Genomic DNA, 7,109 nt, shown 5'->3' on the forward strand with positions numbered 1-7,109 from the left:
TCGCGGGGACCGGGTCACACGGCGGGGGAGCCGCGCTGCCGGAGCATCGCGTTCATCTGCGTGATCTCCGCCTGCTGCCCTTCCACCATCGTGCGGGCCAGCCGCCGCACCCGGTCGTGCCCCGTGCGCTCCAGCGCCGCCCGCGCCATGCCCACGCCGCCGCGGTGGTGCGCGATCATCAGTTTCAGGAACAGCACCTCGGCGGTGCGGCCGGATGCCTTCTCCAGTTCGGCGAGCTGACCGCGCGTCGCCATGCCCGGCATCGCGGCCCCGCCGCCGCCGTGGCCGCCGTGGCCGGACATCCAGCGCATGCGGCCGGACGGGTCGGCCTTCGGCACGCCCCACTCGTCCAGCCAGGCCGTCATCATGCCGATCTGGGCGGACTGGGTGTTGATGACGTCGTAGGCCAGCAGCCTCGTCCCGGGATCGTCCGTGCGGTCCCTGATGATGAACGACATCTCCACCGCCTGGGCGTGGTGCGCGCTCATGTCGCGGGCGAACCCGGCCTCGGGGCCGTCCGTGCCGGGCCGTTCCGAGCCGGAGACGGCGAGCGCCACCAGGACGGCGCCGGCGAGCAGGACCAGGGCCGCGAGGACGACGGTGGCCCGCCGCCCCCGCGGCGCGGCGGCGCCCTCGCTCACGGGGTGTCCTTGCCGCCGGAGCAGGCCGCGCCCGGCTCGGGGGTCTGCGGGCCCTTCACGAAGGCCCGCAGGAACCGGTCCACCCGCGGATCGGTGGCCTGCTGGAGCTTCACCTGCCTGCCCCACGCGGTGAGCGTGACCGGCGAGTCCTGGTCCGGGTAGGGGCTGAGCAGCGTGTAGTCGGTCGCGGTGACCTTCCCCTTGAGCACGCCGAGCTGGTCCGCGGGAAGGCCGGGCCGGTAGGTGATCCAGACGGCGCCGTGTTCCAGCGAGTGGACGGCGTGCTCGTTCAGCAGCGGCGTCTCGTAGACGCGGCCGTCGCAGTTCTGCCAGACGGGGTAGTGGTCGCCGCCCATCGGCGGACCGGTGTCGTACTTGACGCTGCCGCCGACGTGGCCGCGGCCGAGGCCGTCCTTGGTCACCAGGCCGCGGATGGAGGAGGAGCCGTCGGCGGACGACGACCTGGTCTGCATGAACGTGAGGCCGACGGCGACGACCGCCACCAGGCCGATCACGGCGAAGAACGCGATGCCTCCCCACGGGACCTCGCGCTGTGTCAGCGCGTTCTTCTTGGCGGTGTTGCCGCGCGCGTTCTGGTTACGCGCGTTCTGGTTACGCGCGTTCTGGTTACGCGCGTTCTGGTTACGCGCGTTCTGGTTACGCGCGTTCTTGTTGCGGGCGCTCTTGGACATGCCGGCGGCCTCTCAGGGGTGCTGTGGATGTGAACGGACAGGGCAGCGCCGCATCGGGCACAGGCATGATGCGGGCGGTGCGAACGGCCGAAGGGCCGGTCCGTTTACAGCCGGAGAACCTGGAGGGAGGGCGCGGACGCGGGGACGAGCCGGGTACAGGGCGGCGGGGCGAACGTCCAGCCGAGGCGGGCGGGCAGGCGCGAGACGGGCCGGCGCAGCACGGCGGCCAGGCCCAGCAGGACGAGGGTGAACAGGACGGCCAGGCACAGGCACGCGTCCGAGGGGACGGGTGCGGGCACCTTCATCGGGGAGGCGGCCGGCGCGCCCTGTGCGGGGCCCTGAAAGCCGCGGAGCGGCGTTGCGTCGGTCCCCGGCTGCTCGTGGCCCGTGGACGCGAAGACGGCGCCGACGGGAACGCTCACGGCGTGCTGGGTGCACACGCGCGCCGGGGGCGCATGGCCCAGCCCGTAGCTGAACACCAGCCCGCCCACGACGAACAGCGCCACGAGCAGCCCTGCCAGCCCGTGGCGTCGACGGGGGGCCGTACCGGACACCGTCACGCTCCTGGTCGCGTCTTCCGGGCTGTTCCAACGCCGCAGCCGTCCTCCGGGTTCCCACCCGCCGGACGCGCGTGCGGAGACTGCGTGTGCGGGGAACTGCCAGCCGCCCGCGGGCCTGCGGGACCGTCCGGGACTGTCCGCGCCGCGAGATAGTGTCGGAGCGTGACCAGCAGGGCGGAATCGGGCGAGCCGGAGGGCCTTTTCGACGCTCCGGAGCGGGACGGGGCGGTCCCGGCGGAGGCGCGGGCGAAGCCGCCGGCGGCGCCCGCCCGTGGCGGCGCGGAGCAGCCCCTCGCCGTCCGGATGCGCCCCCGCGCCCTGGACGAGGTCGTCGGGCAGGGCCACCTGCTCGGCCCGGGCACGCCGATCCGGCAGCTCGTCGACCGTGACGTGCCGATGTCGCTCGTGCTGTGGGGCCCGCCGGGCACGGGCAAGACCACCCTCGCCACCGTCGTCAGCCACGTCACCTCGCGCCGCTTCGTGGAGGTCTCCGCGGTCAGCGACGGCGTCAAGCGCGTCCGCGCCGAGATCGACCTGGCGCGCCGGGAGCTCGGCATGACGGGACGGCAGACGGTCCTGTTCGTCGACGAGGTGCACCGCTTCAACAAGGCCCAGCAGGACGCCCTGCTGCCCGCCGTGGAGAACCGCTGGGTGTCCTTCATCGGCGCCACCACCGAGAACCCGTTCTTCTCCGTCATCAGCCCGCTGCTGTCGCGCTCGCTGCTGCTCACCCTGGAGCCGCTCGGCGAGGACGACCTGCGCGAGGTGATCCGCCGCGCCCTCACCGAGGAGCGCGGGCTGAACGGGGCGGTCACCCTCGACCCCGCCGCCGAGGACCACCTCGTCCGGCTGGCCGGCGGCGACGCCCGCCGCACCCTCACCTACCTGGAGGCCGCCGCGCTCGTCGTCGACGACGGCGGGGCGATCGACCCGGACGTGCTGGAGAAGGCCGTCGACCGGGCCGCCGTCCGCTACGACCGCGAGGGCGACCAGCACTACGACGTCATCAGCGCGTTCATCAAGAGCATCCGCGGCAGCGACGTCGACGCGGCGCTGCACTACCTCGCCCGCATGATCGAGGCCGGCGAGGACGCCCGGTTCATCGCCCGGCGGCTGATCGTGCACGCCAGCGAGGACGTCGGCATGGCCGACCCGACCGCGCTGCAGACCGCGGTCGCCGCCGCGCAGGCGGTGGAGTTCGTCGGCCTGCCCGAGGCCCGCATCAACCTGGCCCAGGCGGTGATCCACCTCTCCCTCGCGCCGAAGTCCAACGCGGTGATCACGGCGGTGGACGGCGCGCTCGGCGACGTCCGCAAGGGGCTCGCCGGCCCCGTCCCGGGGCACCTGCGCGACGCCCACTACAAGGGCGCCGCGAAGATCGGGCACGGGCAGGGCTACAAGTACGCGCACGAGCACCCCGGTGGCGTGGTCCGCCAGCAGTACGCGCCCGACGCGGTCGACGGACGGGAGTACTATCGCCCGACCAGGCACGGCGCGGAAGCCCGGTTCACCGAGGTGCTCGCGCGGATCCGCTCCGTGCTGCGCGGCGCCGGGGACCGGCGATGATCGTTCTCCGCCGCCCGGTGCTCCCGCCATGCGGCCTGGTGGACCGGTAAGGTCTGTCAGGCCATGCCCGGCCCCGTGCCGACCTCACGTGAACGGAAAGCCCTGATGCTTACTGGTGGACAGCTAGCAGGCCTCATCGTGGCCGTGTTCTGGGCGGTGCTCGTCTCGTTCGTCGCTCTCACCCTGCTGAAGCTCTCCAAGCTCCTCGGCGAGGCCAGCGAGCTCGTCCGCGACATCGGCGAGCAGGCCGGCCCGCTGATGGACGACATGACCCGGACGGTGAAGCGCGCCAACGAGCAGCTCGGCCGCACCGACGTCATCACCAGGCAGGTCGCCGGCGTCACCCAGAACGTCTCGGCCGTCACCACCGTGATGACCTCGGTGGTCGGCGGGCCGCTGGTGAAGGCCGCCGCCTTCTCCTACGGCGTCCGCAAGGCCCTCGGCAACCGCGACGGGGAGGAGCGCGCCGCGTCCGGACGTCCGGAGCTGCCGGCCCGCTCCCCGGGGAGGGGGCGCAAATGAGGCGGCTGTTCTGGCTCTCGGTCGGCGCCGGCGCCGGCGTCTACGCCTCGCACCGCGTCAAGCGGCGCGTGGAGCGCTTCGCGCGCGCCTGGTCGCCCGAGGGCGTGGCGGCGCGGGCGGTGTCGACCGGGCAGGGCGCCGGCGAGCGGCTGAGGCTTTTCGCCTCCGACGTCCGTACCGAGATGCGGGCCCGTGAGGAGGAGCTGCGCGAGGCCGTCCGCATGGACCAGGCCCCGCCGGACGGCGGGGGGCCGCAGGCCCGCCGCGTGCTCAAGGCGAGATACACGATCATCGAGAACGACAAGGATGGCCACTGATATGGAGTCGGCAGAGGTCGCGCGCCGCTTCCTCGGATTCTTCGAGGAGCGCGGGCACACGGTGGTGCCCTCGGCCAGCCTGGTCGCCGAGGACCCGACCCTGCTTCTGGTCAACGCCGGCATGGTCCCCTTCAAGCCGTACTTCCTCGGCCAGCGCACCCCTCCGTCCCAGCGGATGACGAGCGCCCAGAAGTGCGTGCGCACGCCCGACATCGAGGAGGTCGGCCGGACCACCCGGCACGCCACCTTCTTCCAGATGCTGGGCAACTTCTCCATCGGCGACTACTTCAAGGAGCAGGCGATCCCGTTCGCCTGGGAGCTGCTGACCCGGTCGCGGGTCGACGGCGGCTTCGGGTTTCCCGAGGAGAAGCTGTGGGTCACCGTCTTCAAGGACGACGACGAGGCCCAGAGCATCTGGCACGACAAGGTCGGCGTCCCCCTCGACCGCATCCAGCGGCGCGGCATGGAGGACAACTTCTGGTCGATGGGCGTGCCCGGCCCGTGCGGCCCCTGCTCGGAGATCTACTACGACCGAGGCCCCGAGTACGGCCGCGAGGGCGGCCCGGTCGCCGACGAGGACCGCTACCTGGAGGTATGGAACCTCGTCTTCATGCAGTTCGAGCGGGGCCCCGGGGAGAGCAAGACCGACTTCCCGATCCTCGGCGACCTGCCGGCCAAGAACATCGACACCGGCATGGGCCTGGAGCGCATGGCGGCGATCCTTCAGGGCGTCGACAACATCTATGAGACCGACACCCTCTGGCGGGTCCTCGACCGCGCCGCCGGGCTGACCGGCACCTCCTACGGGCGCGACCACCGCGCGGACGTGTCGCTGCGCGTCGTCGCCGACCACGTCCGCAGCGGCACGATGATGGTCGCCGACGGCATCCGCCCCGGCAACGAGGGCCGCGGCTACGTGCTGCGCCGCATCCTGCGCCGCTCCATCCGCAACCTGCGCCTGCTCGGCGGGCAGGACGCCGGGCTCATGCACGAGCTGACCGCCGTCGCGATCCAGGCGATGGGCGAGCAGTACCCGGAGCTGGTGCGCACCGCCGCCAACATCCACACCGTCATCGACGCCGAGGAGGACTCCTTCCTCCAGACGCTGCGCACCGGCACCGCGATCTTCGACACCGCCGTCGAGGACACCCGGCGCTCCGGCGGCGCGACCCTGGCGGGCGACCAGGCGTTCAAGCTGCACGACACCTACGGCTTCCCGATCGACCTCACCCTGGAGATGGCGTCCGAGCAGGGCCTCCAGGTGGACGAGGAGGGCTTCCGCCGGCTCATGAAGGAGCAGCGGGACCGCGCGAAGAAGGACGCCCGCGACAAGAAGACCGGCAACCTCGACGTGTCCGTCCTGGACGAGCTGCTCACCGGCGCCGGCGGCAGGGTCGACTTCACCGGCTACGGCAGCCTCGCCGGCGACGCCCGTCTCGTGGGGCTGCTGGTGAACGGCGCCAACGCGCCCGCCGCGGGGGAGGGCACCGAGGTCGAGGTCGTCCTCGACCGCACCCCGTTCTACGCCGAGGGCGGCGGCCAGCTCGCCGACCACGGCCTGATCCGGTTCGGCAACGGCGCCGTGGTCGAGGTGACCGACGTGCAGGCGCCCCTCGCCGGGCTCATCGTGCACCGCGGGCGGGTCCGCAGCGGCGAGGCGCAGGCCGGCGACTCGGCCTACGCCGAGGTCGACGTGGAGCGGCGCCGGGCGATCTCCCGGTCGCACACCGCCACCCACATGGTGCACGCCGGGTTCCGCCGCGCGCTCGGCGAGTCCGCCGCGCAGGCCGGCTCGGAGAACTCGCCCGGCCGGTTCCGGTTCGACTTCACCGCCTCCGGGGCCGTCCCCGCGAGCGTGCTGCGCGACGTCGAGGACGAGGTCAACGAGGTCCTGGTCGGCGACCTGGACGTGCGCGCCTTCCACACCTCGATCGACGAGGCCCGCGCGATGGGCGCGCTCGCGCTGTTCGGCGAGAAGTACGGCGACGAGGTCCGGGTCGTCGAGGTCGGCGACTACTCCCGCGAGCTGTGCGGCGGCACCCACGTCGCCCGGAGCGGGCAGCTCGGCCTGGTCAAGGTGCTGGGCGAGTCGTCCATCGGCGCCGGCGTCCGGCGCGTCGAGGCGCTCGTCGGCATCGACGCCTTCCGCTTCCTGGCCCGCGAGAGCGTCCTCGTGGCGCAGCTCGCCGAGCAGATGAAGACCCGCAAGGAGGAGCTGCCCGAACGCCTCTCCGGCGTGGTCTCCCGGCTGCGGGACGCCGAGAAGGAGCTGGAGAAGCTGCGCTCGCAGCAGGTCCTCGCGATCGCCGGGTCCCTCGCGGAGGGCGCCAAGGACGTGGGCGGCACCGCGTTCGTGGGGCACCGCGCCCCCGACGGCACCGGCGCCGACGACCTGCGCAAGCTCGCCGTCGACATCCGCGGCCGCCTCACCGCGCGCCCCGCGGTCGTGATGGTCGCCGGCGTGCCGAAGGACCGTCCCGTCGTGGTCATCGCCGTCACCCAGGGCGCACGCGACCGCGGCCTCAAGGCGGGCGCGCTCGTCGGCCTGGCCGCCAAGGCGCTCGGCGGAGGCGGCGGCGGCAAGGACGACCTGGCCCAGGGGGGCGGCGCCAACCCCGCCGCGATCGGCGATGCCCTCGCCGCCGTCGAGCAGGCAGCAGGGGCCGCGTGAGCCCGGCACGACGGGGCGGGAGAAGCGAGCCGCGCCACCGCCGGGCGGAGGCGAGGCGATGAGGCCCGCGAGGTGCGCGGCGTCGGCTGGACTGAGGAGCGCGCGGAGCGACGGAGGAGTGAGCACGCGACGAGGGAAGC

The 7,109-nt window shown here is 73.3% G+C and carries 7 protein-coding genes; 4 read left to right on the forward strand and 3 right to left on the reverse strand.

What is annotated here, in order from left to right:
* Positions 1 to 14: 14 nt before the first annotated feature.
* From AB0H37_RS29985 to AB0H37_RS29995, 3 genes are all read right to left on the reverse strand, one after another.
* On the reverse strand, positions 15 to 641 hold the full coding sequence (locus AB0H37_RS29985) for a DUF305 domain-containing protein (RefSeq protein WP_360616483.1): 627 nt from the start codon (positions 639 to 641) through the stop codon (positions 15 to 17).
* A complete protein-coding gene (locus AB0H37_RS29990; RefSeq protein ID WP_360616484.1) occupies positions 638 to 1,333 on the reverse strand; it encodes a DUF3105 domain-containing protein in 696 nt (231 codons plus the stop codon). The genes AB0H37_RS29985 and AB0H37_RS29990 overlap by 4 nt, the downstream gene beginning before the upstream one ends.
* Positions 1,334 to 1,437: 104 nt before the next feature.
* A complete protein-coding gene (locus AB0H37_RS29995) occupies positions 1,438 to 1,887 on the reverse strand; it encodes a hypothetical protein (RefSeq protein ID WP_360616485.1) in 450 nt (149 codons plus the stop codon).
* A 309-nt stretch (positions 1,888 to 2,196) separates the two neighbouring features.
* Between AB0H37_RS29995 and AB0H37_RS30000 the strand changes: the two genes are divergently transcribed.
* From AB0H37_RS30000 to alaS, 4 genes are all read left to right on the forward strand, one after another.
* Positions 2,197 to 3,459, forward strand: a complete 1,263-nt coding sequence (locus AB0H37_RS30000) for a replication-associated recombination protein A (RefSeq protein WP_218935921.1) — start codon at positions 2,197 to 2,199, stop codon at positions 3,457 to 3,459.
* Between the two features lie 105 nt (positions 3,460 to 3,564).
* Entirely contained in the window at positions 3,565 to 3,981 is a 417-nt protein-coding gene (locus tag AB0H37_RS30005) for a DUF948 domain-containing protein (RefSeq protein ID WP_179834501.1), read from the forward strand.
* Positions 3,978 to 4,298: a hypothetical protein gene (locus AB0H37_RS30010; RefSeq protein WP_360616486.1), complete on the forward strand. Its 321-nt coding sequence runs from the start codon at positions 3,978 to 3,980 to the stop codon at positions 4,296 to 4,298. The genes AB0H37_RS30005 and AB0H37_RS30010 overlap by 4 nt, the downstream gene beginning before the upstream one ends.
* A gap of 1 nt (position 4,299) precedes the next feature.
* Positions 4,300 to 6,969, forward strand: a complete 2,670-nt coding sequence (gene alaS / locus AB0H37_RS30015) for an alanine--tRNA ligase (RefSeq protein ID WP_329091598.1) — start codon at positions 4,300 to 4,302, stop codon at positions 6,967 to 6,969.
* Positions 6,970 to 7,109: the final 140 nt, after the last annotated feature.

Source organism: Actinomadura sp. NPDC023710, assembly GCF_040639875.1.
GTDB lineage: Bacteria > Actinomycetota > Actinomycetes > Streptosporangiales > Streptosporangiaceae > Spirillospora > Spirillospora citrea.

Excerpts from the sequence above, each read along its gene's own strand:
- AB0H37_RS30000 (WP_218935921.1), top strand. The coding sequence starts at position 2,197 with ATGCGCCCCCGCGCCCTGGACGAGGTCGTCGGGCAGGGCCACCTGCTC.
- AB0H37_RS29990 (WP_360616484.1), bottom strand. The coding sequence starts at position 1,333 with ATGTCCAAGAGCGCCCGCAACAAGAACGCGCGTAACCAGAACGCGCGT.
- AB0H37_RS30010 (WP_360616486.1), top strand. The coding sequence starts at position 3,978 with ATGAGGCGGCTGTTCTGGCTCTCGGTCGGCGCCGGCGCCGGCGTCTAC.
- AB0H37_RS30005 (WP_179834501.1), top strand. The coding sequence starts at position 3,565 with ATGCTTACTGGTGGACAGCTAGCAGGCCTCATCGTGGCCGTGTTCTGG.
- alaS (WP_329091598.1), top strand. The coding sequence starts at position 4,300 with ATGGAGTCGGCAGAGGTCGCGCGCCGCTTCCTCGGATTCTTCGAGGAG.